General features: G+C 66.4%; 28 protein-coding genes. 9 read left to right on the top strand and 19 right to left on the bottom strand.

Going from position 1 to position 24,365, the window contains the following annotated elements; all coding sequences use genetic code 11:
• Positions 1–19: 19 nt before the first annotated feature.
• On the top strand, positions 20–2,434 hold the full coding sequence (locus N911_RS0105940; RefSeq protein WP_029895292.1) for a methyl-accepting chemotaxis protein: 2,415 nt from the start codon (positions 20–22) through the stop codon (positions 2,432–2,434).
• Between the two features lie 83 nt (positions 2,435–2,517).
• Here N911_RS0105940 and ligD (N911_RS0105945) read toward each other — a convergent pair whose 3' ends face one another.
• From ligD (N911_RS0105945) to rplU, 12 genes are all read right to left on the bottom strand, one after another.
• The gene (gene ligD / locus N911_RS0105945; protein ID WP_029895294.1) at positions 2,518–3,423 is read right to left on the bottom strand and encodes a non-homologous end-joining DNA ligase; all 906 of its coding nucleotides are present in this window, start codon (positions 3,421–3,423) and stop codon (positions 2,518–2,520) included.
• Positions 3,420–4,424, bottom strand: coding sequence for a non-homologous end-joining DNA ligase (gene ligD, locus N911_RS0105950; RefSeq protein WP_202593858.1), 1,005 nt, complete (start codon positions 4,422–4,424; stop codon positions 3,420–3,422). Before ligD (N911_RS0105950) ends, ligD (N911_RS0105945) begins: the two co-directional genes overlap by 4 nt.
• Positions 4,421–5,050 (bottom strand): DNA polymerase ligase N-terminal domain-containing protein, encoded by a 630-nt coding sequence (locus N911_RS0105955; protein ID WP_029895296.1) that lies wholly within the window; start codon positions 5,048–5,050, stop codon positions 4,421–4,423. Before N911_RS0105955 ends, ligD (N911_RS0105950) begins: the two co-directional genes overlap by 4 nt.
• A 165-nt stretch (positions 5,051–5,215) precedes the next feature.
• Positions 5,216–6,370, bottom strand: coding sequence for a glutamate 5-kinase (proB, locus tag N911_RS0105960; RefSeq protein WP_029895297.1), 1,155 nt, complete (start codon positions 6,368–6,370; stop codon positions 5,216–5,218).
• Positions 6,367–7,383, bottom strand: coding sequence for a GTPase ObgE (gene obgE, locus N911_RS0105965; RefSeq protein WP_029895298.1), 1,017 nt, complete (start codon positions 7,381–7,383; stop codon positions 6,367–6,369). Before obgE ends, proB begins: the two co-directional genes overlap by 4 nt.
• Before the next feature lie 183 nt (positions 7,384–7,566).
• Positions 7,567–8,337, bottom strand: a complete 771-nt coding sequence (locus tag N911_RS0105970) for a DUF4198 domain-containing protein (protein ID WP_029895300.1) — start codon at positions 8,335–8,337, stop codon at positions 7,567–7,569.
• 147 nt (positions 8,338–8,484) lie between these two features.
• Positions 8,485–9,219 (bottom strand): energy-coupling factor ABC transporter ATP-binding protein, encoded by a 735-nt coding sequence (locus N911_RS0105975; protein WP_029895302.1) that lies wholly within the window; start codon positions 9,217–9,219, stop codon positions 8,485–8,487.
• Between the two features lie 10 nt (positions 9,220–9,229).
• On the bottom strand, positions 9,230–9,982 hold the full coding sequence (gene cbiQ / locus N911_RS0105980; protein WP_029895304.1) for a cobalt ECF transporter T component CbiQ: 753 nt from the start codon (positions 9,980–9,982) through the stop codon (positions 9,230–9,232).
• Complete coding sequence (locus tag N911_RS0105985; RefSeq protein ID WP_051693954.1) at positions 9,983–10,594, bottom strand: hypothetical protein; 612 nt, start codon at positions 10,592–10,594, stop codon at positions 9,983–9,985.
• A gap of 11 nt (positions 10,595–10,605) precedes the next feature.
• Positions 10,606–11,208, bottom strand: a complete 603-nt coding sequence (gene cbiM, locus N911_RS0105990) for a cobalt transporter CbiM (RefSeq protein ID WP_029895307.1) — start codon at positions 11,206–11,208, stop codon at positions 10,606–10,608.
• A 112-nt stretch (positions 11,209–11,320) separates the two neighbouring features.
• Positions 11,321–11,590 (bottom strand): 50S ribosomal protein L27, encoded by a 270-nt coding sequence (rpmA, locus tag N911_RS0105995; protein WP_029895309.1) that lies wholly within the window; start codon positions 11,588–11,590, stop codon positions 11,321–11,323.
• 9 nt (positions 11,591–11,599) lie between these two features.
• Positions 11,600–11,908 (bottom strand): 50S ribosomal protein L21, encoded by a 309-nt coding sequence (gene rplU / locus N911_RS0106000; protein ID WP_029895311.1) that lies wholly within the window; start codon positions 11,906–11,908, stop codon positions 11,600–11,602.
• Between the two features lie 179 nt (positions 11,909–12,087).
• On the opposite strand from rplU, the gene N911_RS0106005 reads away from it, so the two are divergent.
• Both N911_RS0106005 and N911_RS0106010 read left to right on the top strand, forming a co-directional pair.
• The gene (locus N911_RS0106005) at positions 12,088–13,224 is read left to right on the top strand and encodes a beta/alpha barrel domain-containing protein (protein WP_029895313.1); all 1,137 of its coding nucleotides are present in this window, start codon (positions 12,088–12,090) and stop codon (positions 13,222–13,224) included.
• A 14-nt stretch (positions 13,225–13,238) separates the two neighbouring features.
• Positions 13,239–13,787, top strand: coding sequence for a cysteine hydrolase family protein (locus N911_RS0106010; protein ID WP_051693955.1), 549 nt, complete (start codon positions 13,239–13,241; stop codon positions 13,785–13,787).
• Here the strand turns inward: N911_RS0106010 and N911_RS16655 are convergent.
• The 5 genes from N911_RS16655 to N911_RS0106035 all read right to left on the bottom strand — a co-directional run bounded on the left by N911_RS16655 (position 13,768) and on the right by N911_RS0106035 (position 16,528).
• Positions 13,768–14,559: a ComF family protein gene (locus N911_RS16655; protein WP_138774347.1), complete on the bottom strand. Its 792-nt coding sequence runs from the start codon at positions 14,557–14,559 to the stop codon at positions 13,768–13,770. The genes N911_RS0106010 and N911_RS16655 overlap by 20 nt on opposite strands.
• Positions 14,541–15,134: a flavodoxin family protein gene (locus N911_RS0106020; protein WP_029895318.1), complete on the bottom strand. Its 594-nt coding sequence runs from the start codon at positions 15,132–15,134 to the stop codon at positions 14,541–14,543. The genes N911_RS16655 and N911_RS0106020 overlap by 19 nt, the downstream gene beginning before the upstream one ends.
• 1 nt (position 15,135) lies before the next feature.
• Positions 15,136–15,315, bottom strand: coding sequence for a hypothetical protein (locus N911_RS0106025; protein ID WP_237559902.1), 180 nt, complete (start codon positions 15,313–15,315; stop codon positions 15,136–15,138).
• A gap of 65 nt (positions 15,316–15,380) precedes the next feature.
• Positions 15,381–16,004: an MBL fold metallo-hydrolase gene (locus tag N911_RS0106030; protein ID WP_029895321.1), complete on the bottom strand. Its 624-nt coding sequence runs from the start codon at positions 16,002–16,004 to the stop codon at positions 15,381–15,383.
• Complete coding sequence (locus tag N911_RS0106035) at positions 16,001–16,528, bottom strand: nitroreductase family protein (RefSeq protein WP_029895323.1); 528 nt, start codon at positions 16,526–16,528, stop codon at positions 16,001–16,003. Before N911_RS0106035 ends, N911_RS0106030 begins: the two co-directional genes overlap by 4 nt.
• A 75-nt stretch (positions 16,529–16,603) precedes the next feature.
• On the opposite strand from N911_RS0106035, the gene N911_RS0106040 reads away from it, so the two are divergent.
• Positions 16,604–17,380 (top strand): molybdopterin-dependent oxidoreductase, encoded by a 777-nt coding sequence (locus tag N911_RS0106040; protein ID WP_051693960.1) that lies wholly within the window; start codon positions 16,604–16,606, stop codon positions 17,378–17,380.
• Here N911_RS0106040 and N911_RS0106045 read toward each other — a convergent pair.
• Entirely contained in the window at positions 17,341–18,243 is a 903-nt protein-coding gene (locus N911_RS0106045; RefSeq protein ID WP_051693961.1) for a tRNA (adenine-N1)-methyltransferase, read from the bottom strand. The two genes, N911_RS0106040 and N911_RS0106045, sit on opposite strands and share 40 nt — an antisense overlap.
• Before the next feature lie 63 nt (positions 18,244–18,306).
• Between N911_RS0106045 and N911_RS0106050 the strand changes: the two genes are divergently transcribed.
• From N911_RS0106050 to N911_RS0106060, 3 genes are read left to right on the top strand one after another with little or no spacing between them, the layout of a single operon-like run.
• The gene (locus N911_RS0106050; protein WP_035104412.1) at positions 18,307–19,269 is read left to right on the top strand and encodes a radical SAM protein; all 963 of its coding nucleotides are present in this window, start codon (positions 18,307–18,309) and stop codon (positions 19,267–19,269) included.
• A 45-nt stretch (positions 19,270–19,314) separates the two neighbouring features.
• A complete protein-coding gene (locus tag N911_RS0106055) occupies positions 19,315–20,802 on the top strand; it encodes an Rne/Rng family ribonuclease (RefSeq protein WP_029895331.1) in 1,488 nt (495 codons plus the stop codon).
• Positions 20,803–20,812: 10 nt separating this feature from the next.
• Positions 20,813–21,373, top strand: coding sequence for an epoxyqueuosine reductase QueH (locus tag N911_RS0106060; RefSeq protein ID WP_029895334.1), 561 nt, complete (start codon positions 20,813–20,815; stop codon positions 21,371–21,373).
• A 213-nt stretch (positions 21,374–21,586) separates the two neighbouring features.
• On the opposite strand, the gene N911_RS18755 is transcribed toward N911_RS0106060, so the two are convergent.
• Entirely contained in the window at positions 21,587–21,955 is a 369-nt protein-coding gene (locus N911_RS18755; protein ID WP_237559974.1) for a hypothetical protein, read from the bottom strand.
• On the opposite strand from N911_RS18755, the gene N911_RS0106065 reads away from it, so the two are divergent.
• Together N911_RS0106065 and hemW are read left to right on the top strand one after the other, a co-directional pair.
• Positions 21,881–22,978, top strand: a complete 1,098-nt coding sequence (locus tag N911_RS0106065; RefSeq protein ID WP_237559964.1) for an ISL3 family transposase — start codon at positions 21,881–21,883, stop codon at positions 22,976–22,978. The two genes, N911_RS18755 and N911_RS0106065, sit on opposite strands and share 75 nt — an antisense overlap.
• Before the next feature lie 198 nt (positions 22,979–23,176).
• A complete protein-coding gene (gene hemW, locus N911_RS0106070) occupies positions 23,177–24,322 on the top strand; it encodes a radical SAM family heme chaperone HemW (RefSeq protein WP_029895337.1) in 1,146 nt (381 codons plus the stop codon).
• The last annotated feature ends 43 nt before the right edge of the window (positions 24,323–24,365 follow it).

Genomic DNA, 24,365 nt, shown 5'->3' on the forward strand with positions numbered 1-24,365 from the left:
AACGACAAGGAGGGGCAGCATGCGTAACCGCATATCACTCAACGCTAAACTCGTGTTCGGTCTCATCGGGCTGGTGGTGCTGACCATCGTGGTCCTCACTTCCATCAACCTGTGGCAGGCCAAGAATTCCCTTGAGAACTTCGCCCACACCACCGTCAGGTCCGTGGCCGAGTCGGTCATGCGCGACCTGGAGGGGCAGAACAGCCTGACCCAGGAAAAAGTCAGCGCCGACCTGGCACTGCTGCAGCAGATCCTGGACGCCAACGGCATCGTCCGCACCGACGATGACAACATGGAAACCATGACCGTGACCAACCAGGTCACGAGCGAAAAAGAACAAGTGACCATGCCCACCCTCAAGGCGGGCTATTCCTCCCTGTACGACCCGTCCATCGTGGACAAGCTGCAGGAAATGGTTGGCGGCACGGCCACCATTTTCCAACTCCACGACGACAAGCTCATCCGGGTCTCCACCAACGTGCTCAAGCTCGACGGCGAGCGGGCAACCGGAACCTACATCCCCTCATCCAGCCCGGTATTTAAGACCATTATGAAGGGCGAAACCTTTCGCGGCCGGGCCTACGTGGTGAACCAGTGGTACATTACCGCCTACAAACCCCTGACGAATATCGCCGGCAAGATCGTTGGCGTGGCCTATGTGGGCCGCCGCATCGTCACCCCCGAGGTCAAGAACACCATCCTCAATGCCGACATCCAGGGCGAGGGCTACGCGTACGCGGTCGCAGGCGACGGGACCTTCCTGGTCCACCCCGACGAGGAGATCGTCGGCACCAAGGCCAGCGAGGTCGGCCTGGGCGACGAGTTCATGGACGCTGACGACGAGTTCTTCAGGTACACTTTCAAAGGCGAGCCCAAGACCGCCTACGTCCACCACTTCAAGCCCTGGGACTGGCACGTGGCCGTGGGCATGGACGACAAGGACATGCTGCTCGGCGCGGACAAGCGCATGCTCACCGCCTCCTCTCTGGGCGCGGTTGGCATGCTGGCCCTGAGCGTGGTGCTGGCTTTCATCATCCTGCGGGTCATCAGCAAGCCGCTGCGCCAGCTTGAAAGCTACACTTCCAAAGTGGCCGAGGGCGATTTCACCGCCTCCATCGATTACCAGGCCAACGACGCCGTCTCACGCACCATCGAGTCCGTGCGCAACATGGTGGAGCAGATCAAGCAGCGCCTCGGCTTCGCCCAGGGCATCCTGGAGGGCATGCCCATGCCCTGCGTGGTGGTGGCCCCCGACGAGAAGGTGACCTACGGCAACCAGAAACTCATGGACCTGTTGGGACGCGACACCTGCGCCGAGGACTGCTACGGGCAGACCGCGGGAGAACTCCTCTACGGCGATTCAGCCAAGGAAACCCTCTCCAGGAAGGCGCTTAAGGAACGGGACCACCAGGAACGCGAGGTCTCCTACACCTCCCAGGCAGGCAAGGAACTGCAACTGGCGGTCTCATCCACCCCCATCTACGACCTGGACGGGGAGCTGCAGGGCGCTTTCACCACCTACTACGACCTGACCGAGATCCGCGCCCAGGAGCAGCGCATCCGCGAACAGAACGAACGCATCGCCAGGGTGGCCAGCCAGGCCGGAGAGATCGCCGAGCAGGTTTCCTCCGCCTCCCAGGAGCTGTCCTCCCAGGTGGAGCAGGCCAGCCGTGGCGCGGAGCAGCAAAGCGAACGCGTCCAGGAGACCGCTTCCTCCATGGAGGAGATGAACGCCACCGTGCTGGAGGTGGCCCGCAACGCCACCGAGGCCTCGGGCAGCGCCGAGCAGGCCATGTCCAAGGCCAAGCACGGCGAGGACGTGGTCAAGCGGGTCATCACCTCCATCGAGGGCGTGCGCGACCAGACCGAGGGGTTGCGCGGCAACATGAATAAATTGGGTGAGCAGGCCCAGTCCATCGGCGAGGTCATCACGGTCATCGAGGACATAGCCGACCAGACCAACCTGCTGGCGCTCAACGCGGCCATCGAGGCGGCCAGGGCCGGCGACGCCGGGCGCGGCTTCGCCGTGGTGGCCGACGAGGTCCGCAAGCTGGCGGAAAAGACCATGAACGCCACCAAGGAAGTGGGCGAAGCCATCGCGGCCATCCAGAAGGGGGCCGAGACCTCGGTGGAAGCCACCCAGAGCGCGGCCAAGGCGGTGGTGGAGTCCACCGAGTTGGCCGAAGAATCCGGCCAGGCCCTGGGCGAGATCGTCTCCATCGTGGAAGGCACCGCCTCCCAGGTCTCCTCCATCGCCACCGCGGCCGAGCAGCAATCGGCCACCTCCGAGGAGATCAACCGGGCCGTCGAGGACATAAACCGCATCTCCAGCGAGACCGCCCAGGGCATGCAGGAATCCGCCCGGGCCGTGTCCGACCTGGCCCAGCGATCCTCCGAACTGATGGACCTGATGGACGAACTGCGCAAGGAGTAACCCTCCCGCACGCCATGAACCGCGAAAAGGCCGGAGAGCAAGCTCCCCGGCCTTTTTTCGTCGGCCCCCTTGCGGGGAGGCGTTCAATCCTTGGCCGCCAGCCTCCTCCGCGCCCCGTCCAGGGAGGCGGCGCGGCGGTACATGCCCTTCCAGGGGTCGCCATGGCGCGACAGCCGGTCCGGCACGTCGCGCAAGCTGAAGGAACGCGGGCCCACGTCCGGGGCCGCCACCTCCTCCCAGGTCAGAGGCGCGGCCACCGGCGCGCCCGGCTTGGCACGCAGGGAGTACGGGGCCACGGTGGTGTGGCCGTAGGAGTTGCGCAGCCAGTCCAGAAAGAGCCGCCCCCCGCGCTTCTTTTTTCGCTGCTCGGTGGTGTACTCGTCCGGTTTGCGGGCGGCCAGCCGTTCCGCCGCCCGGCGGGCCACCTCGCGCACTTCGTCGAAATCCTCTCTCGGCCGCAGGGGCGCCACCACGTGCATCCCCTTGGAGCCGGTGGTCATGGGAAAGCCGGTCAGCCCCATTTCCCGCAGCATCTCCCGCAGGTCGGCAGCGGCCCGGCGCACCACGCCGAACTCTCCGCCCTCGGGCGGGTCCATGTCGAAGACCAGCCGGTCGGCCAGGCGCACGTCGTCGGCCCGGCTGCCCCACATGTGCAGCACCAGCGTCCCCTGGTCCGCCAGAAAGGCCAGGTCGGCGGCGCGGCGTGCCACCACGTGGTCCACGTGGCCGCCTTCCTTGTCCACCGTGACCCGCTCCATCCAGTCCGGAAAATGGTCCGGGGCGTCCTGCTGGTAGAAGCCGAAGGCGTCGATGCCATCCGGAAAGCGGCGCAGGGTCAGGGGCCTGCCCCCGGCGTGACGCAGCAAATCCTCGGCCACGGCCTCGTAGTAGTCCATGATCATGCCCTTGGTGATGCCGTCGTCCGGGTAGAGGACCTTATCCTCGCGCGAGGCCTCGAAGGAATAGGGGCCGTAGGTCCGCTTGCTCACGCCTCCTCCCGCACAACCTGCCGAGGCGCCTTGTCGCGCCGCAGCCCGAGGAACCTGGGGTGGCGCAGCCGCCCCTTGCCGGTCCATTCGGTGAAGCCAACCTCCCCCACGTATTCCGGCTCCACCCAGTGCACCCCTTTGCTGGGCAACTGACCGCTTTCCACCGGCGGTTCGGCCCGCTCGATGTCCGCCAGTGTTTCACGGAAGGAGCGCAGGAACTCGTTGTCGAAGCCGGTGCCCACCTGCCCGGCGTACCGCAGTGAGTCCCCGTCGTAATACCCCAGCAGCAACGCGCCGAAACCGACGCGCTCGCCCTCGGGCTCGGTGAAACCGCAGATAACGAACTCCTGCCGCCGGCCGCACTTGAACTTGAGCCAGTCGCGCGAGCGCTTGCCCGTGTAGGCGGCGTCACGCCGCTTGGCGATGATGCCTTCCCACCCCTTGCGGCAGGCCTGCCTGTGGTAGTCCACGCCCTCCTGGTTGCGGTGGGCGGTGTAGCGGATGGGATCCTCGTACTCCAAAAGGACCTTGAGGACCTTCTTGCGGTCCACCAACGGCAGGGAGGAGAGGTCCAGACCGTCGCAGACCGGCAGGTCAAAGAGATAGAGATAGACCGCCACACGGCTGGACCGGGCCTCCTCCGGGTCCTTGACCTGCATGCGCCGCTGCAGCCGCTTAAAGCTGGTCACCTGCCCGCTGAAGGCCACCACCTCGCCATCGGCCACGAAGTCCGGCGTGCCGTGGGCGTGCATGGCACGTAGCGCGTCAACCAGTTCCGGGTAGGTGCGGTTGAGCTCTTTCCGGTTGCGGGAGTACAGCCGCACCTTGCCGCCCTTGCGCACCACAAGGCAGCGCTCGCCGTCCAGCTTGCGCTCGAAAATCCAGTCCGGGGAAGAGAAATGGTTGTGCGTCAGAGTGGCCAGCATGGGCGGCAGGTATTCGGCTTCAGCCCGGGGCAGCCCAGCCGCCCGCTCGCCGAGTACGTCCTGCGGCAGGCTCACGACGCGCCTCCTTCCCGCTCGGCCATGGCCTCGGCCATCTCCTTCACGGTGAGGCCGGAAAGCACGGACTCGGGCTCGGTGCTCACGGGGTTGCGGCGGGCGTCGGCCTCCTCATCGTCCTCCTTGATGAACAGCCAGTTGCGCTCATCCCCGCGCATCCTGGTGTGAATAAGCGAGTAGCCGCCGCGCAGCTTGCTCCCCTTGAGCCAAACCCGGGCATGCCCCTTGTCCAGGGCCTTTTCCAGGGAGAGGCTCCGGCCGTCCTTCTCGCTGCGGTTCTCGAACTCGCCCGCGTCCCAGACGATGACCGTTCCCCCGCCGTACTCGTCCTTGGGAATGACGCCTTCGAAACGGGCGTACTCCAGGGGGTGATCCTCGGTTCGAACGGCCAGCCGCTTGTTGCTGGGGTCGGTGCTGGGGCCTTTGGGCACGGCCCAGGAAACCAGGACGCCGCTCTCGGTCTCCAGGCGGAAGTCCCAATGCATGTGGGAGGCGTCGTGCTGCTGGATGACGAATACGGGCGCGCCGCCTTCTCCACCTTTTTTCCCGGCGGGTTCCGGGGTTTTGGAGAAGTCACGCTTTCCCTTGTACTCGCGCAGCTTGTCGAAATCGATGTCCATGCCCATGGAACACTCCTCAACCTGCACAATAGCAGGGAGAAGGCCAGGGACAAAGGGAGAAAGCGGGGATAAGGCGGGGAGCCGGAGCGGTTCCCCCGTTATACGGAGGAAGGACCAAACCGTTTGCCGAACCCATCTCCCGGCTCGAAACAAACCGGGATTCGCGGCCCCCTACAAGGCCGGGTCCACCAGCATGTTGTCGCGGTGGATGGCCTCCGGGTGGATGCCCGGGCCCAGCACCTTGCCCATGTGCTCGGTTTTCAGCCCCATGACCCGCTGCAGATCGGAGCTGGCGTAGTTTGACAGCCCCACGCCCACGGTCTGCCCCTGGAAATTGAGGATGCGCACCAGCGCGCCTTCGGGGAAGTCGCCCTCCACCCGCACCACGCCCGCAGCCAGGAGGCTCTTGCCCCGCTCGGCCACGGCCTCGGCCGCGCCCTGGTCGATCCAGACCTCTCCCTCGGGCTTCTTGTGGTAGGCCAGCCAGAACTTGCGCTTGGCGATGGGCTGCTCCGAGGGCAGGACCCAGGTGCCCATGTCCTCGTTGGCGAAGGCGCGCTCCAGGGCGTAGGGGGTGTGGCCGGAGACGATGAGGGTGGGCACGCCCAGCTGGGCCGCCCGGCGGGCGGAGACCAGCTTGGAGTACATGCCCCCGGAGCCCGCCCCGGTCTTGCCCCGGCACATTGTTTCGATGTCCAGGGTCATGATGTCCTCGATGGCCCTGATGGGCCTGGCCGTGCGGTCCTCGTCCGGATTGGCGGTGTACACGCCGTCCGCGCTGGTGAGGTTCACGAACAGGTCGGCCTCGGTGAGGGAGATGACCATGGCCGCCAGCACATCGTTGTCGCCGAACTTCAGCTCGGCCACGGCCACGGTGTCGTTCTCGTTGATGACCGGGATGGCCCGCCAGTCCAGCAGGGTGCGCAGGGTGTTGCGGGCGTTGAGAAAGCGGGAGCGGTCGCCGAAATCGCCACGCGTGAGCAGCACCTGGGCGGTGGTCTTGCCGTAGCGGTGGAAGGCCTCGTCGTACTCGTGCATGAGCCGCGACTGGCCTATGGCCGAGACGGCCTGCCGCGCCGCCAGGTTGTCATCCGGGTCGCATTCCTTGCAGTGGATGGTGGCCCTGCGGCCAGCGGCCACCGCGCCGGAGGTGACAAGCACCACGTCCAGTCCCTGGTCGTGCAGGGCGGAAATCTGGTCGGCCAGCCGGTTGACCACCCGCAGGTCCAGCCCGTTCTCGGTGGTCAGCACCGCGCTGCCCACCTTGATGACCACCCGTTTGCAGTTGGAAAGAACCTCTCCGGTGCGTTCGCGCATCTCGCTCATGCCTCCTCCGCCGCCTCGTCGATGAGACGCCATATCTCGGCCAGCAACTCGTCCAGGTTGTCCCCGCGCTGGGCGGAGACGAGGAACACGGGGAGCCCCTTCTCGCGGGCGGCCGCGCGGATGGCCTCGATCCGGTCGTCGTCCAGCAGGTCTATCTTGTTGATGACGCGGATCTGCGGCTTGGCGGACAGGTCCGCGCTGAACAGGGCCAGTTCTTCGTCCACCAGGTCGAACCCTGCGAAGGGATTTTCAAGGTCCATATCCTCGCAGGAAAGCAAGTGGACCAGCAGCCGGGTGCGCTCCACGTGGCGCAGGAAGGTGTGGCCCAGCCCGGCCCCGGCGTGCGCCCCCTCGATGAGGCCGGGGATGTCGGCCAGCACGATCTGCCGCCCCAGGTCGTCCTCCACCACGCCAAGCTGCGGGGTGAGGGTGGTGAAGGGGTAGTCGGCGATCTTGGGCTTGGCGCGGGAGAGCGCCGAGATGAGGGTGGACTTGCCCGCGTTGGGCAGCCCCACCAATCCGACGTCGGCGATGATCTTCAACTCCAGCTTGAGCCGCTTTTCCTCCCCTTCCTCGCCCGGCTGGGAAAAACGGGGGGCGCGCATGGTGGAGGACTTGAAGTGCTCGTTGCCCTTGCCGCCCCGGCCGCCCCGGACGACCACGACCTCCTGGCCCGGCTCGGTCAGGTCGGCCACCTGCTCCCAGCCGTCCTCGGCCTGCTCGAAGATCATGGTGCCCACGGGCACGTCCACGTACAGGTCCTCGCCGTTGCGGCCGTGCTTTTGCTTGCCCTGGCCGGGCTGGCCGTTCTCGGCGCGGTAGGAGCGCTGCAACCGCAGATCGTAGAGGGTCAGCAGGCGGGGCTCGGCCCGCAGGATGACGTCGCCGCCCCGGCCGCCGTTGCCGCCGTCCGGGCCGCCCTTGGGAATGTACTTCTCGCGACGGAAGGAGACGCAGCCGTGCCCCCCGTTGCCAGAGGCCACATGGATGGATGCCTCGTCAACGAAGCGCATGGGGGAGGTCCTTGCTCTGGAGATGGAACTGTGTGGTCATGTCGCGGCTTGTGGGCCTGTGATTCGCAAACCCGGACAATAGCCGCCCCCGGCCCCGCTGTCGAGGGGGGGCCGCACAACGAACGAGGCCCCGCCCGCCGAAACGGCGGACGGGGCCTCGCGCGCGGGAGTACCTGCGTGCGGCTACTTGGACTTCCAAGGGTGCATGTAGGTCCACAGCACCGCGCCCAGCTCCACGGGCTTGTCCGCGCCGGAGGGGTCCTTGAGGGTGTAGTCCGCGGTATTCAGGGCGGCGAAGCCCCACCAGCCCGGCTCGGGGCAGGCGAAGGAGAAGACGCCGTTCCCGTCCGCGGTGACCACCTGGGTGACGTGATATTCCGAGGGGGCTTCGAAGCGGCCCCGGTTGTACAGTTCAACCTCCACCTCGGCGTGGGGCACGGGTTCGCCGTCCAGCAGCACCTTTCCGGTGAACACGTTGCCCGCGTAATTGCCGAAGGGCCGGGTCAAGGGCATGATCTCGGTCTTCAGCCCCAGGGGCTCGGCCCAGCCGGACTCGCCTCCGTAGGCGGGCATGATGGTCTGGGTGTAGTGGATGATGAAGGCGTCCTCGGCAGGTTCCCAATAGGGCTTGGGCTCCATGACGAAACGGTACGTGCCGGGCCGCTTGGCGCTGTACTCAGCGCGCCAGGCGGGGTGGCTCATGACCGATGCCTTCTTCAGGTCGTCCAGCAGGTCTGTGCGCTGCCCGCCCGCCTCCACGAAAAAGGCCTCGGGCTTGACCAGTTCCATGCCCACGCCCTCGAAGGGATGGGAGAAGGAAAGATCGAGTTCCACCGTGCGGCTGCCCGCCGTGAATCCGGGGTCCGAGGGGATGACCATGCCGAAGTGGGCCAGGGCGGGAACAGCCAGGGCCAGGGTGAGGGCCAGGGCCAGCGTGAAAACCGTGATGCGCATGTCCGACTCCTTTTCCATGCTGTGTGTTCGACCACTGGTTACACGATTCAATTTGACGTGTCACTATGGGGATATAAAAATTCAATCATGGCGATGCAGTCGGAAAGAGCGGCCGAAAAAACCAATCGGCGCGACCGAATGGAGTGGCTAGAGCGTCCCGTCGCCGTGGCTGTGCGGGTGGTCGCCCAGGGGATGCGCGTGGGGATGATGGTGCACCGCCGGGCGTTCGCGGCGGGCCAGGCGGCCTTCCTCCAGGGCGGCGTAGGTGTCCACCAGCCGGGCCAGGAAGTCGTAGTCGTGGGAGACCACCACCAGCCCGGTGTCCAGCCCGCCCAGCACCTCCAAGAGATGGTCGCGGGCGCGGGGGTCGAGGTCGTTGCTGGGTTCGTCCAGCAGCAGCAGGCGCGGCCGCATGGAGAGGACGGTGGCCAGGGCAGCCAGCTTCATCTCCCCGCCGGACAGGGTGTGGCTGAGGCGGTCGGCCAGGTGCGGCAGGCCCAACCGGTCCAGGGTCTCCTCCGCCCTTTCCCTTGCCTCTTGGGGGGGCAGGCCAAGGTTCAGCGGCCCGAAGGCCACGTCCTCCAGCACGGTGGGGCTGAAGAGCTGGTCCTCGCTGCGCTGGAAAAGCAGGTTGACCTCGCGCCGCAGCTCCCGGAAATCCTTTTCCGCGGCCATTTCCCGCCCGCGTAGCAGCACGGAGCCGGACCCGGCGCGCTTGAGGCCCACCATGAGGTGCAGCAGGGTGGTCTTGCCTGAGCCGTTGGCCCCCAGCAGCCCCAGCCGTTCGCCCTCCTCCAGGTCCAGGTCCACGCCGTCCAGCAGCAGGCCTTCGGCGCGCGGGTGGCGATAGGTCAGGGAGCGGAGTTGCAGCAGCGCGGACATGGGCGGTTTCCTAGCGGATTATCTCGACGGCGGCCAGCCCGGCCAGCAGGGCCAGCATGGCGGAGGTGAAGAGCAGGTCCGCCCCGCCCATTCCCCGACGCGGCAGAGAACGGAAGCGTCCGTCGAAGCAGCGGGCGAGCATGGCCGTCTCCAGCCGCTCGGCGCGCTCCAGCCCGCGCACCAGCACCATGCCCACCAGGTGGGCGGTGGTGCGGTAGGTGTGGCGGTTGGTCCCGGGGGAGAATCCCCGCGCCCGGGCAGCGGTGCGCAGCCGCTCGAACTCCCGCGCCAGGGCGTGAATCTGCGTGGCCGCGAAGACCAGCAGCAGGCAGAGCCGCCTGGGCGCGCCAAGCCCCTGCAGCGCCCGGCCGAGCAGCGGCGCGGGAATGGTGGCCAGCAGGGCGGCCATGGCCAGGATGGCCGCCGTAGCCTTGAGCCCCAGAAGCCCGGCCAGCTCCAGCCCCTGCCGGGTGGCGGTCAGCGGGCCCACGGAGAAAACGGGGTCGCCCGCCACGGAAAAGGGGGTAAAGAGCACCAGGAAGAGCACGAACGCTTCGGCCGCGGCCAACCTGGGCAGGAGCGTCCGAAGCGAGGGGCGGGAAAGAAGCAGCCAGCCAAGGGCCAGGACGCATCCGGCCAGGGCCGTGGCGCGGCTTTGGCAGAAAGCCATGAGCAGGGTGAAGGCCAAGGCGAGGACAACGCGCGCCCTGGGGTCCAGGCGGTGGATGGGGGAATCGCCCCCGCTGGCCCGGTCCTCCAGCACCTAGCCGTCCCCGCCTTTGCGGCGGGAAGCGCCGAGAACCCAGGCTCCGGCCAGCCCCACGATCCAGCCCAGGCCGCCGACCACCTCGGCCAGTCCCGGCCCGGATTCGCGGCGGGCCAGCATGTCCTTCACGGGGCGCACCTGGGCGGCGACTTCCGCGGAGATGATGCGCCGCAACTCCGCGCGGCTGACGGACATCTCCTCACCGCTGGCAGGCTCCGCGGCTTCCTCAACCTTGGGCGCGGCCGCTTCCGTTGTCTCCACCCCCATTGCCGAAGCGATCTCGGTGGCCGGGACCACCCATTCGTCCCGGTGGCCCTGCCCAGCCTCCAGCGCAACGGTCAGGTCCATGGAGCCGTCGCGGGCCTCGTCCGGCACGGGCAACACTGCCTCCCCCCTGTCGTCCGTGGCGGTTTCGGCCAGTTCCGCGCCGCTTGGTCCCAAGGCCAGCACGCGGCAGTCCTTGGCTGGACCGCCGCCAGGAAAGGTGCCGGACACGTGAATGGACTCGCCCTCCACATAGGCGAATACGTTGACGCGGTGGGCCTGGGCTCCGGCGGCCAGAAACACGAGCAGCGCGAAAGCGAGGGGAAGGATTGGCGAACGGCGCATGGCGGCTCCAGTCAGGTGGCGGAGTGCAACAGCCCGGGCCGCACCCGGGCCAGGTAGCCCACGGCCGCGGCCGTAACCAGCCCTTCCACGGCCATGACCGGCAGGTGGGCCAGGAAGAGGGCCTTGGCGGCGGGCACGAAAGCCTCGCCGGACAGGGCCAGGGCCAGGGCGGTCAGCAAGCCGGACAGCCCAACGGCCAAAAAGCCGCAGGCGAAGGCGGCGGCGGTCCTTGCCCTCCCCTGGCGCAGCAAAAAGGGACGGAAGGCGGCGAAGCAGGCCACGGCGGGCAGGGCCATGTCCACGGCGTTGACGCCCAGCACCACCAGCCCGCCGAACTGGAACAACGCGGCCTGCAGCACCAGCGCCGCCAGGATGGCCGGAAAGGCGGCCCAGCCGAGGATGGCCCCCAGCAGGCCGTTGAGCACGAGGTGGGCGTTGGCCGGGCCGATGGGCACATGGACCAGGGAGGCGATGAAGAAGGCGGCCGTGAGCAGGGCCGTGGGCATGATGCGCGCCTCGTCCAGCCGCCGCAGTCCCAGGGCCGTGCCGGCCACGGTCAGGCCCCAGCCTGCGGCCAGCAGGACCGGGGAGAGTACGCCTTCCGCGATGTGCATGGCTGGGGCGTAGCACACTTGCCCAAAGCTTGCCACCCCTTGCGTTCGCTCACGCGAAAAAGGCGGCCCGGCATGTGCCGGGCCGCCTGAAAAACAATTCGATTCCGCGGGGCTAGGCTTCGACGGGGTCGATATGCACGCGGGTCTTGGTGGTGTTGTTGCGGCGGTACTTCTCGTAGCGCACCTTGCCGTCCACCAGGGCGAAGAGGGTCCAATCGCGGCCGGTGCCCACGTTCTCGCCGGGGTGGATCCTGGTGCCCAGCTGGCGCACCAGAATATTGCCGGCTGTGACCTGCTGGCCGCCGTAGCGCTTTACGCCGCGCCTTTGTCCTTGCGAGTCGCGGCCGTTGCGGGAGCTGCCGCCTGCTTTCTTATGTGCCATGGCTGCCTCCTAGGCGCTGATGGCCTTGACCTTGAGGGTGGTGAATTCCTGGCGATGGCCGTTCTTGACGGCCGACTTTTTGCGCCGGCGCTTCTTGAAGACGATGCACTTCTTGCCCCGTCCGTGAGCCAGCACTTCGCAGGTGACCTTGGCCTTTTCCAGATAGGGCGCGCCAACCTCGGCCTTGTCGCCGCCGACCATGAGGACCTTGTCCAGGACCAGCTCCGAGCCTTCCTCGGCCTGGATGCGCTCCACGTTGAAGCGCCAGCCTTCCTCGACCCGGTGTTGCTTGCCGCCCGATTCGATAATCGCAAACATGATTTTTTCCTCCGCGAAAAGAGAAGGGAGTAATTAGAGGATTCAGGCCCGCCAGTCAACCCTTGGCCGGTGCTTTTTTCACTCCCCCGCCTATCCCCGCTCCCTGCCCGTTGCATCCCTCGCGTCGGCGTGTATGCTCCAAGAGTATCCAAAAAACCACTTCCAAGCCAGGAGAAGCCGTGACGACCAGGACCTTCAACCTGCCGCGCGACCATCGACAGCACACCGACGTCTATTTCCTGCACGCTTCCGAGGTCCTCAAGAAAGAGGACATCAACCCGTACGTGACCATGCAGGTCTTCATGCGCGACGGCCCCGGCCGCGCCCACGGCCTGGACGAGGCCGTGGAGATGCTCGAGGCGTATTCCAACCTCAAGGGCAACCACGGACACGTGGACGCCCTGCCCGAAGGCTCGCCCTACCAGCCCGGCGACACCTTCATGCACATCCACGCCTATCTCCAGGACATCATCGAACTGGAAACCATGTACCTCGGCGCCATTTCCCGGGAGACCTCCTGGGCCAACGGCGGCGGGGCCATCGACTTCGGGGCCATGCTCGACGACGCCAAGGCCATCCGCGACCTTTGCCCGGACAAGACCCTCGTCTACTTCGGCGCGCGCCACTGGCACTACTCCGAGGACGACGCCGTTGCCCGCGCCCTCATCCAGGAGGCGGGCTGGGACAGCGCCTCCACCGACTTCGGCGCGCGGGCCGCCGGACAAAGCAAGGGGGTGGGCACGGTGCCGCACGCCCTGGTCCTGGCCTTCGGCTTCGAGATGGGCCCCTCCCGCGCCACGGCCGAGGCCACCGCCGCCTTCGACCGCCACATCGAGCCGGAGAGCCCGCGCATCGCCCTCATCGACACATTCGGCAAGGAAATCGACGACGCCCTGGCCACGGCGCGCGTTCTGGGAGAGAACCTGTTCGCCGTGCGCCTGGACACCGCCGGGGAGATCATCGCCCAGGGCGGCCGCCCCTCCCGCGAGGCAGAGGCGCACTACACAGCGGGACGCGGCGTGCGTACGGTTTCCGCCCGCGCCCTGCGCGACGCGTTGGACGCCGAGGGCTTTGAGGATGTGGGCATCGTGCTTTCCTCCGGCTTCGGCAACGTGGACAAGGTGCGGGCCTTTGTGGAGGAGGAGAACCGGAACGGACGGCTTTTCGAGGCCCTCGGGATAGGCGGAATATTCCCCGGCCGCCACGCCACGGCCGACGTGGTGCGCGCCGCCGACACCCACAAAGCCCGCCTCCGCCACTTCGCCAAGACGGGCCGCCACTACAAACCCAATCCGGCAATGCGCCGGGTCTTTTAGCCAGGAGGGACACCATGGCTGACAAAGCGCTCGTCATCATCGACATGCTCAACGACTTCGTCCGCGAGGACGCCCCGTTGCGCGTGCCAGGGGCGGATATCCTCGTTCCTGTCATCGACAACATCGCCCAGCGCTTCCGCGGCGAGGGCGAGAATGTCATTTTCCTGTGCGACGCCCACGACCCGGACGACCCCGAGTTCCAGGACTGGCCCGCTCACGCCGTGCGGGACACCGAGGGCGCCGAAGTGGTCGAGAGCCTGGCCGTGACCAACGAGGACAGGGTGATCAAGAAAAAGCACATCGACATCGCCAAAGAGCCGCAGTTCTTCAAAGAGTTGGAATCGCTGAAGGTGGAGACGGTCTATGTGACCGGCGTGGCAACCGAACACTGCGTGCTCACGGCGGTGCGGGCCCTGCGGGACCAGGGATACCAGGTGCTGGTCATCACCGACGCCGTCGCCGGGGTGGATAAGGACGAAGCCCGGAAGGCGCTGCGGGAGATGCTTGAGCTGGGCGCCTCGGAACAGGGCGCCGTGCAGACCCTCAACGAGTTCGACCACTAGCCCCGCGCGCGGGCCAGCACCAGCACGTCGCACCTCTCGGCCCGGCGCGGCGCAGGGTCCGGGCGCACTCCACAAGGGTGGCGCAGGTGGTGGACACGTCGTCCACCAGCAGAACCCGCCTGCCTCGCGTCCGTTCCGCGTCCGCCCGGAAAGCGCCCTTGAGGTTGGTCAGCCGCCTGGCCCGGGCCAGTTCCACCTGCGGGGTGGTGTGGCGCACCCGTTCGAGCAGGTCCGCCTCCAGCGGCGCGCCCAGGCGGCGGGCCACCGGCCGGGCAAGCTCCAGGCTCTGGTTGTAGCCGCGCCAGAGCAGCCGCCTGGGGTGCAGGGGCACCGGCGCCAGCACGTCCGGAGGGTGTTCCTCCCCGGCCCGGGCCAGCCAGGTTTCGGCCAGCATGCGGCCCAGTTCGCCGCCCCGTCCCAGAGCGCGGCCGAACTTGTAGGCCTTGAGCATCTCGGCCAGAAGGCCCTCGTACGCGCCGTGGAAAACCAGCCGGTCCCAGGGCGGGGGCTGGCGCAGGCAGGCCCCGCAGGGATGCGGCGGAGAGGCCGCGTCCTCGAAGGGCTCGCCGCAGGAGGGGCAGTAGCCCGACTCCCGCCTGGCGAGGTCGGCGGAGCAGGCGGGGCAAAAGCGGCCGCGCTCCGGCCTGGGGATCACCAAACCGCATCCGGGGCAGCGCACCTCCAGCAGGCCGCTGGCCGCCAGCAGCCGCCGCCCCGCGTTCCGGGCGTCCCAGAAGGCCCCGGCCAAGGCGTTCACAACAGCCCCAGCCACCCCTTGCGCCCGTATTCGCGCAGTGCGTCCATGGCCCCGGCGTCCGCCTCCAGGTCGCCGGGCTGGTCCTTGCCGCGCAGGGCCAGCGGCTCGGCCGGGACGATGTTGAACGTCACCAGCCAGTACTTCAGCGTCAGCATCAGCCCGTCGAAGAGCTTCTCCCCGGTGGGCCGCCCGGCCACCAGGGCCACCGGGGCGGTGCGCCGGGGCAGGGAGCGCAGTTCCCCGTCCCCCTCCATCCAGCGCAGGTACCATGGCTGGGAGCGGTCCACGAAGGTCTTGGCCACACCGGGCATGTGGTAGAAGAAGATGGGCGAGGCGAAGGCCACCATGGGCGCGCGCATCAAGTCCTCATACACATCCACCACCCCGGATGAGTCCGGCAGCACGCAGCGGCCGCCCAGATCGCGGCGGCAGCCGTAGCAGCCCCGGCAGGGCATCACGTCCAGGGAGCGCAGGTGGACCACCCGGGCCGAACCGCCCGCGCTCTCCACCCCTTCGGCCATGGCCCGCGCGGCGGCGTCGGAGTTGCCCCCGGCGCGGGGGCTGCCCGCCAGTATCAGCGCATCGGACACCTCAGGCCTCCTTTTCCGCGCGGCGGAGGCGCACCAGGGAGTGCTCGCCCCGGTCCTCCACGTCCAGATTCCAGCCCGCGACCGCACCGGTGTGGTGCCGGATCTGCCCCACGGTGCGGGTGTCCACCAGCGCCTCCAGGATGTCCTGGCGGGGGAAACGGAGGTACCAACTTACCTCCACGCCCACGCCTCAGCACCTGCCGGTCAGGTCGAGATAGAGCTTGCGACCGCCGTCCTCGCCCATGGTCACTCCTGGAAGTAGGGGTTGTGGTTCTTCTCGTCGCCCACGGTGGTCTCGATCATGTGCCCGGCGTACACCGTGGTCTCGTCCGGCAGGGTGAATATCTTCCGCCGCACCGAGTCCTTGAGGGTCTCCAGGTCGCCGCCGGGGAAGTCCACCCGGCCGATGGAACGGTAGAAAAGCAGATCGCCCACAAAGACGCAGCCCGCGTCCGGGAAGTGGAAGCTGACGCTGCCCGTGGTGTGGCCGGGAGTGGACAGCACGTGGCAGGGAAGCCCCGCGAATTCGTACTCCCCTTCCTCGATGGGCTCGTAGTCGAACTCGTCCACCTGCGGCAGCCCCATGAAGCCGCCCCGGCCCAGCTCGGTGCGCATGAGGTACTCGTCCCCCGGCGGGGCGTAGGCCTTGGTCCCTGTGCGACTGGTCAGGGCGCTGGCGCCGTAGATGTGGTCGAAGTGCAGGTGGGTGATGAGCACCGCGTCCAGAGCCAGCTTTTCGCGGTCGAGAAAGCTGGTCAGCGGGCCGGGCTCGCCGCCCGGGTCCACGGCTACGGCGCGTCCCCCGTTGTCCAGCAGGTAGCAGTTGGTCTCCAAGGGGCCGATGGGAAAGGTGGTTACGCGCGGGCTCATGCCAGGGGCTCCAGCAGCAGGTCGTCGAGGGGTTTGCGGTCGGAGGAGCCCTTCTGGTCGGGCCGCCCCACGGCGAGGAGGGCCATCATCTCGTAGCGGGCGGGGTCCAGGCCGGCGGCCTCCACCACATCCGGCTCGTGGTTGATGATCTCACCCAGCCAGACCGCGCCCAGGCCCAGGGCGTGCACGGCCAGCAGCATGTTCTGGATGCAAGCCCCGGCGCCCTGGTTGTCCTTGCGGTCGTCGTACTTGGCCTCGCGGTCCAGGTAGACGCCGATGAGCACCTTGGCCCGGCGCACGACGTGGCCGTACTTGGTCTGTTCAGCCAGGGCCTCCTGCCGCCGGTCGCCCGCCCTGACCACCAGAAAGCGCCAGGGCTGGTTGTTCAGCCCGCTGGGGGCCCAGCGGCCCGCTTCGAGCACGGTTTCGATTTCCTCGCGGGCGACGTCCTCGTCCGTGTAGGCGCGGATGCTGCGGCGCTGGTGCATGGCCTCCAGCACCGCGTCCTTCTGTTCTTCCTTCATGATACCTCCAGGGGCATTCCATACATTCTCGCCCGGCGATTGCCAACGCGCGGGCCAGTGCCTACTGTAGCAGGCATGAACAGGAATACCACCCGCCGCAGCCTGATCAAGGCCGTGGCCTGCCTCTGCGCGGGCATGGCCTGCGGGACGCTGTGGCCGTTGCGCGGCGTCTGGGCGGCCGCCTCCACGGCGCCCTCCTTCCCCACCCGCACGGTGGAGCGGGGAACATTCCGGTTCGACCCGGAAACCGGCGACCTGTCCTGGGAGAACAAGGGCCGGGAGCCCTACCGGCTGGTGGTGGACGGGCTGGTGGAGAATCCTCTGGAGTTGTCCTACGGCCAGTTGCGCGGGCTGCCGCGCACGGAGCAGGTTTCGGACTTCCACTGCGTGGAGGGCTGGAGCCTCGAGGACATTCCCTGGGCGGGCTTCTCCCCGGCGGAACTCATCAAGCGCGCCCGTCCCAAGCCGGACGCCGCCTGGGTGGTGCTGCACTCCCTGGGGGCCACCAGCTTCACGCCCGAGGGGCAGAGCCACTACGTGGAGTGCTTCCCTCTGGCCGACCTGACCGCCCCCGGGCTGGACTACCTTTTCGCCCTGGACCTGGGCGGCGAGCCCCTGCCCGGCGACCGGGGCGCGCCGCTGCGTCTGGTGACGCCTTTCGACCTGGCCTACAAGTCCATCAAGTTCGTGCGCCGGGTGGAGTTCACCCCCCGACCGCGCCGGGGCTGGTGGTCCCTGGCCAACTCCGCCTACCCGGTTTTCGCGCCCGTGCCGCCCAGGCGGCTGGACGAGCCGGAGCCCGAACGCACGCCCTACTCGGAGCGGTCCGGCTGGCCGCCGATTTCCTCGTGAGCGGCTCCTGGCGTCTCCGGCGCTTCCACATCCGGCTCGGCACTGGCTTCGGCTTCCGCCGCCGGCTCGGACTCGGCCGCCTCCACCTTGGCCTCCGCAGCCGGAGCGTGGCGCGCGAACACCAGGAACCCGGTGTGGGCCACCATGCGGTCCTCGGGACGGAAGCGGTCCGGCACCGGCTTGTAGCGGCGCAGCAGAATCTCCAGACACTCCACGTCGGCGAAAGGCCCCTGTTCAAGCCCCTCCAGCAAACGCGAGACCTGGTTGGTGGTGGGCAACAGGAACCCGAAGGGCGCGCCCGGCTTGACCGCGGCCGCGGCCTGCTCCAGGTAGTCCCACGGCGTGCGAACGTCCAGGAACAGGGCGTCGGCGAGCGGGCAGTCGAAACCCTCGGAAATGTCCGCCACCCGCGTCTCGGCGCGGCCGTCGTCCAGCCCGGCCCAGGCCAGGTTGCGCGCGGCCAGCTTGGAGAACTCCTCCCGCCGCTCGAAGGTGTACACCTTTCCCGTGGGCCCCACGGACCAAGCCAGGGCCATGGTCAGCGAGCCCGAGCCGGAGCCCGCCTCGATGACAGTCTTGCCCGGCCCGATGGAGAGGCGCATGAGGATGTAGCCGATCTCCTTGGGGTAGATGATCTGGGTCTGCCGTTTGACGTGCTTGCACAGATCGTACAGCGTGGGATGGTGGATGCGGTAGGGGCGGCCCATGTGGGTGCGGGCCACGCCGCCGAAACCGGCCCCGGCCACGTCCTCCATGGACAGGCGGCCGTCGTTGGTGTGCAGCGGCTGGGACGGGTCCAGCCTGCGCAGGTAACGCTTGCCCTTGGGGCTGACAAGAAGTACCAATTCGCCGGTCTCGATCATTTCAGGGTCCTCCGTGGGCTGGAATGCCTACGTTGACCCGTTTCTCCCGTCAAGGCAAACCGCATGCAGCACGTTTTCGGACCCGTCACCTCATCCCGCCTGGGCCGCTCCCTGGGCCTGGACCTTTTGGGCGCGCCCATCTGCTCCATGGACTGCCTCTACTGCGAGGTGGGCCCCACCCGGGAGCTGACCAGCCACCGCGCCGCCTACGTTCCCGCCGCCAAACTCCTCGACGAGCTGGCCCAGTGGGCCCGACGACACGACGCGCCGGACGTTGTCACCCTGGGCGGCATGGGCGAGCCCTGCCTCAACCTGGAGCTGGAACAGATCATCGAAGGCTGCCGAGGCGTGCTGCCCGGCGTGCCCGTGGCCGTGCTGACCAACTCAACACCCCTGGCCGACCCGGCCGTGCGGGCCGAGTTGGCCGGGGCCGACCTGGTGCTGCCCTCCCTGGACTCCCTGGTGGAATCCGAGTTCGCCGCCCTGAACCGCCCGGCCGGGGGCGTTACCGCCCGCGCCACGGCCGAAGCGCTGCTGGCCTTCCGGGAGGAGTTCGCCGGACGCGTCTACCTGGAAGTCCTGCTGGCCTCGGGCATCAACGACTCCGAGGCCAACCTGGAGCTTCTGCGCGATTTCACGGCCAAGCTGCGGCCCCACCGGGTGGACGTGACCACCCTCTCCCGGCCGGGCACCTCGTCCCGCGCCAAGGCCGCGGACGCCGACGCGCTGGAGCGGTTCCAGGCCGCCCTGGACGCCGGGGCACAGCCCGAAAGCCACGGTATGGCCGCCCAACACCCCGAAACCACCCCACGGTCGATGGAATCCGGCAGGCGCGAGTTGACGGATGAGCCGATTCGGGAAATACTTCTGTCTACGCTCAGGCGTCGACCGCAGACGCCTGACCAAATTTCAGGCGCATTGGCACTGCCCGAGGAGCGCGTTCGCCGCGAGCTGGCCGAAATGGCCCAGGACGGCCTGATTGACTGCCGAGACGAATTTTACGCGCCCTCAGGCTTTTTCGAGTGACGCATCCGGGCCGCTTTGCCCGGAACAACTTTTTCGAGGTTCTTTATGACCACGGGTAAGAAAGCCCGGCGCAAGATGTTTCTCAGCGTCTTGCCCGGAGAGATGGTGGAGCTCGTCATCACCGAGGAAGGACGCATCCAGGAATACTACGTCGAGATGCTCCACCAGGCCAAAACCAAAGGCAACATCTACAAAGGCTACATCCATAACGTCGACTCCTCGCTACAAGCCGCGTTCGTCAACTACGGCGCGGACAAAAACGGTTTCCTGCAAATCGACGAGGTCCATCCGGAATACTACCAGGGCAAGGCGCAGATACCCAACCGCTCGCGCTTTCCCCTCATCCAGAACGTGCTCAAGCCCGGCCAGGAACTCCTGGTGCAGGTGGTCAAGGAACCCACAGGCACCAAGGGCGCCTTCGTTACCACCTACCTCTCCCTGCCGGGCCGCTACTTCGTCCTCACCCCCGGCCGCGACCAGACCGGCGTTTCCCGCAAGATCGACGACGAACAGGAACGCGAGCGCCTCAAGGAGCTGGTGGAAAAGCTCGACCCCGGCGAGGGCCTGGGCCTCATCGTGCGCACCGTCTCCTCCGGCCAGTCCCAGAAGTCCCTGACCAAGGACGTCAACTACCTCAAACGCCTCTGGAAAGAGGTCCGCAAAAAGGGCACTGAGGTCAAGGCGCCCTCCCTGGTCTATCAGGACCTGGAGCTCTCCGCCCGCGCCGTGCGCGACTACCTCACCCCCGACGTGGCCGAGATATGGGTGGACGAGAAGGAGACCGGCAAGCAGATCAACCAGATGGTCAACCTCGTCTTTCCCCGCCGCAAGGCCATGGTCAAAATCCACGAGGACACGGACAACACCCTCTGGGAACGCTTCAACCTGCAAAAGCAGCTGGACGAGATCTACGGCCGCAACGTCACGCTCCCCTCCGGCGGCCAGCTGGTCATCGACCAGACCGAAGCCCTCACCGCCATCGACATCAACTCCGGACGCATCGGCGGCAAGAAGAACTTCAAGGAAATGGCCCTGCGTCTCAACACCGAGGCGGCCGAGGAAATCGCCCGCCAGCTCCGCCTGCGCGACCTGGGCGGGCAGTTCGTGGTGGACTTCATCGAGATGAAGGACAAAAAGCACGTCGCCGAAGTGGAAAAAACCATGCGCCAGGCCATGAAGGGCGACCGCGCCCGCACCGACGTGGGACGCATCTCCCGCTTCGGCCTCATGGAAATAGTCCGCCAGCGCATGGGCTCCTCGGCCATCTCCTCCAACTTCGAGGCCTGCCCCTGCTGCTCCGGCCGTGGCCTGCGCCGCAACCTGGAATGGCAGGCCCTCAAGGCGCTCAAGGCCATCTACACCAAGCTCTCCGGCGGCAAGCACAACGGCGAACTGCCCTTCGAGACCAACGCCGAACTGGCCGCCTACCTGCTCAACACCAAGCGGGCCAAGCTCCTCGAATTCGAGGAGGAATTCGGCGTCAGCATCCGCGTCGTCCCCGCGCCATCCGGCCCCGCGCCGGCCGGACAGTAGAGGCCGCCGCATGGCCGCGCCCCGCGTCCTGGTCCACGTCTGCTGCGGACCCTGCGCCGCCTACACCATCCCCGCCCTGCGGGAGGAAGGCTTTCAGGTCACCGCGCTGTACTTCAACCCCAACATCCACCCCGTTGAAGAATACGTGCGCCGACGCGACGCCTTCCTCGACCACGCCGAGGACCTGGGCGCGGACAAGGTCATCGTCAAGGACGCCGACTACGATCCCCAGGCCTGGTTCCGCGAAATCACCTTCCGCGAAACCAACCGCTGCTTCCACTGCGCCCGCATCCGCCTGGAAAAGACCTCCTTCATCGCCAAGCGCGGCCAGTTCGACCACTTCACCACCACCCTCCTCTACTCCAAACACCAAAAACACGACGAAATCGCCGCCCTCGGCCGCGACCTCGGCCCCGAATCCGCGGCCAAAGCCCGCTTCCTCTACCGCGACTTCAGAGAAGGCTGGCAACAAGGCATCCACCGCTCCAAAGACCTGGGCATGTACCGCCAGGACTACTGCGGCTGCCTGTATTCTGATTTGGAGCGGCGGAAGAAGCTGTTGGCGAAATAGCTCTCTTCCTTCTTTTCAGGTGCGCGGCCGCGCACCTGAAAAGAAGGAGGGAGGATTTCGCCCTTCGGGCGACCAGGGGGCTACGCGCCCCTGGACCCTGCGGCAAGATAATCTTGCATGTGTATTCGCGAGATGGTGCGTGGTGTTGGCGCGGGGAGGGAGCACTCCGGCGGGTGTTCGATTAGCAGTACTCGGACAAAATGATTCATCAAGCTAATCTTCGATGAAATAATCGGTGTCCATCTTTTTAATTTCATACGTTTGAACAACGGAGACTCCAACCTTTTTGGTCCTTCCGGAATTGTCGTGGGTAGCAGCCTGAGGTAGTCCTCTGTTCCAGAGGAGACATTGCTCATGAGGGACATCGATTTCTATGCTCAGATTCTTGGCATTGACCACCCCTGGCATGTGGATGACGTGAAGCTCCAGACTGAGGCTGGGCGTGTGGATGTATGGATCGATCATGAGCCTGGCGCTCTTTGGGCTTGCCCAGAGTGCGGGCGAGAGTTGGCTTGCCGGGATCATGCCGAAGAACGGACATGGAGACATCTTGATACCTGCCAGTTCAAGACATTTCTCCATGCACGTATTCCACGGGTTAACTGTCCTGATCATGGCGTACGCCAAGCGCAAGTTCCCTGGGCGGCTCCCCATTCTCGATTCACCCTGCTCATGGAGCGCATGGCCATTGACGTAATTTCGGCCTGCTCGACCATCGAAGGCGCTCGCAAGCTGTTGCGTATTTCCTGGGATGAGACCTGGGGGATCATGGAACGAGCCGTCAAAAGAGGCTTGAGCCGCAAGGAACAGCGCAAGATCCACTACCTCGGGGTGGACGAGAAGGCTTTCCGCAAGGGACACAAGTACATGACCGTCGTCTGCGATCTGATGAGGGGCACAGTTGAGCATGTTGCTGAAGATCGCCGAACGGCGAGCCTCGAGGCGTATTATCAAAGCCTGAGTAGCGAGCAGCTGGAAGCAGTGCGGGCCGTGAGCATGGACATGTGGCAGCCGTATTTTTCGGCCACTATGAAGTGGATCCCTGAGGCAAGCCGGAAAATCGTCTTTGACCGTTTCCACGTCATGCAGCACGTGGGGAAAGCGGTGGACACTGTCCGGCGTCAGGAACACAAGGCCCTGATGGCCGAAGGGGAGTCAACCCTCAAGGGCACCAGATACTTGTGGCTTTACGGCGAAAGCCGGCTTCCGGATAAGCACAAACCTCGGTTCGATGACCTCAAGCAGGCCAACCTGAAGACGGCCAAAGCCTGGGCCATGAAGGAAAGCCTGCAGGATCTATGGGGCTACATGAGCCCTGGTTGGGCAAAGAGGTTCCTGGAGAGGTGGTGCGGTTGGGCCACGCGATCCCGGATCACGCCGATGAAGAAGGTGGCCCAGACCTTGAGAGCTCACATGGACAACGTGGTAACCTTTTGCCGGCATCGGATTACCAACGCCGTGGCCGAGGGACTGAACAGCAAGATCATGGCAATCAAACGCCGAGCTTGCGGCTACAGGAACAAAGAGCACTTCAAGACGGCGATCTACTTCTTCTGTGGTGGATTGGACCTCTATCCGGCCTGCAAAACCGGAGCCACCCACTGAAATCCCGGAAGGACCACCTTTTTAAAGGGTTTTTCCTTCCTCTCCCACTGCCCTGAACGCACAACCCCGCCAGCCACTTTCCATTCCCTTGCCTCCCCCTGAAAAGAAGGGGGTTGAGCGAGGCCCGGGACTCGCTCAACCCCGTTTTCATATTCCCTTCCATTTGCCCTTTCTCCGTCCATCAGGCAGGAGGCGGCTATGCTGTTGTATTTGCATGTGCCGTTTTGCCGCCGCAAGTGCGAGTACTGCGCGTTTTATTCCGTGGTGCCGGACATGGATGCTTTCGAGGTGTTTGGCCGGGCGGTGGAGTTGGAGGCGCGGTATTGGGGGGAGAAGCTGGGTCGGCCGAGGCTGACCAGTTTGTATGTGGGCGGTGGGACGCCTTCGATGATGCCGCCGTGGCTTGTGCAGCGAGTGCTCCGGGCGGTGCGGGACAATTTCGATCTGGACCGCAGGGCGGAGGTGTCGTTCGAGGCCAACCCGGATTCGGTGGACACGGGTTTGCTGGGGGAGTTGCACGATCTGGGTGTGAACAGGTTGTCGCTGGGCGTGCAGTCCTTGAACGACGAGGAGCTCAAGGCGCTGGGCCGGCCGCATACCCGGTCGCAGGCCATCGCGGCGGTGGACATGGCGCGCATGGCGGGGTTTCGGAACCTGAACCTGGATTTCATCTGGGGGGTACCGGGGCAGCGGCTGGCGGGTTGGCTGAAGCAGCTGCGGTTTGTCTGCGACGAGTTGGGGCCGGGGCACCTGTCCTGTTACAGCCTGACGGTGGAGGAAGGCACGCCCTTGGCGGAGAAGGAGGCTGAAGGGGGGTTTTCACCACCCGGCGACCGGGAGCAGGCGCGGATTTTCGTCAAGGGGGCGGAGTACCTGGAGGAACGGGGGTACCTGCACTACGAGATTTCGAACTTCGCCAGGATGGGTTTCGTCTGCCGCCACAACCTCGGGTACTGGGAGGGGAAGGATTATCTGGGCATGGGCCCGTCGGCCGTGTCCACCATCAAGGGGGCGCGCTGGGAGCACCCGCGCGATGTGGCGGCCTGGGCGGAGCAGGCGGAGAAGGGAATGCTTGGCAGCGAGGCGGAGCGGCTGGACCGCGAGACGCGGGTGCGGGAGCTGGTGATGCTTTCCCTGCGCACTTCGCGGGGACTGGACCTGAAGCGTTATAAAAAGGTTTCCGGCAGGAATTTCGTGCGGGAGCACAACGCCTTGTTAACGGTGCTACGGCAGCACGAACTGGTGCGCATCACCAAGGACTATGTCCGCCTTACCAAGAACGGCATGCTGGTCTCCAACGCCATTCTGGAAAAGATACTCTACAACGACGAAGAAGAAGAGTAGTTTCCTTCCGTTTTCTTCCGGCGTGACTCTTCGTCCGCATCGA

This window comes from Desulfohalovibrio reitneri (genome assembly GCF_000711295.1).
Lineage (GTDB): Bacteria > Desulfobacterota > Desulfovibrionia > Desulfovibrionales > Desulfovibrionaceae > Desulfohalovibrio > Desulfohalovibrio reitneri.

Coding starts and splice junctions, on each gene's coding strand:
- rpmA (WP_029895309.1), bottom strand. CDS start 11,590: ATGGCACATAAGAAAGCAGGCGGCAGCTCCCGCAACGGCCGCGACTCG.
- N911_RS0105955 (WP_029895296.1), bottom strand. CDS start 5,050: ATGGGCATGGACATCGATTTCGACAAGCTGCGCGAGTACAAGGGAAAG.
- N911_RS0106045 (WP_051693961.1), bottom strand. CDS start 18,243: ATGATCGAGACCGGCGAATTGGTACTTCTTGTCAGCCCCAAGGGCAAG.
- N911_RS0106010 (WP_051693955.1), top strand. CDS start 13,239: ATGGCTGACAAAGCGCTCGTCATCATCGACATGCTCAACGACTTCGTC.
- N911_RS0106050 (WP_035104412.1), top strand. CDS start 18,307: ATGCAGCACGTTTTCGGACCCGTCACCTCATCCCGCCTGGGCCGCTCC.
- rplU (WP_029895311.1), bottom strand. CDS start 11,908: ATGTTTGCGATTATCGAATCGGGCGGCAAGCAACACCGGGTCGAGGAA.
- N911_RS0105940 (WP_029895292.1), top strand. CDS start 20: ATGCGTAACCGCATATCACTCAACGCTAAACTCGTGTTCGGTCTCATC.
- N911_RS0106030 (WP_029895321.1), bottom strand. CDS start 16,004: ATGAGCCCGCGCGTAACCACCTTTCCCATCGGCCCCTTGGAGACCAAC.
- N911_RS0106055 (WP_029895331.1), top strand. CDS start 19,315: ATGACCACGGGTAAGAAAGCCCGGCGCAAGATGTTTCTCAGCGTCTTG.
- N911_RS0106040 (WP_051693960.1), top strand. CDS start 16,604: ATGAACAGGAATACCACCCGCCGCAGCCTGATCAAGGCCGTGGCCTGC.
- N911_RS0106035 (WP_029895323.1), bottom strand. CDS start 16,528: ATGAAGGAAGAACAGAAGGACGCGGTGCTGGAGGCCATGCACCAGCGC.
- N911_RS0105985 (WP_051693954.1), bottom strand. CDS start 10,594: ATGCGCCGTTCGCCAATCCTTCCCCTCGCTTTCGCGCTGCTCGTGTTT.
- cbiM (WP_029895307.1), bottom strand. CDS start 11,208: ATGCACATCGCGGAAGGCGTACTCTCCCCGGTCCTGCTGGCCGCAGGC.
- N911_RS0105970 (WP_029895300.1), bottom strand. CDS start 8,337: ATGCGCATCACGGTTTTCACGCTGGCCCTGGCCCTCACCCTGGCCCTG.
- N911_RS0105975 (WP_029895302.1), bottom strand. CDS start 9,219: ATGTCCGCGCTGCTGCAACTCCGCTCCCTGACCTATCGCCACCCGCGC.
- N911_RS18755 (WP_237559974.1), bottom strand. CDS start 21,955: ATGGAGAAATGTCTTGAACTGGCAGGTATCAAGATGTCTCCATGTCCG.
- obgE (WP_029895298.1), bottom strand. CDS start 7,383: ATGCGCTTCGTTGACGAGGCATCCATCCATGTGGCCTCTGGCAACGGG.
- N911_RS0106060 (WP_029895334.1), top strand. CDS start 20,813: ATGGCCGCGCCCCGCGTCCTGGTCCACGTCTGCTGCGGACCCTGCGCC.
- proB (WP_029895297.1), bottom strand. CDS start 6,370: ATGAGCGAGATGCGCGAACGCACCGGAGAGGTTCTTTCCAACTGCAAA.
- hemW (WP_029895337.1), top strand. CDS start 23,177: ATGCTGTTGTATTTGCATGTGCCGTTTTGCCGCCGCAAGTGCGAGTAC.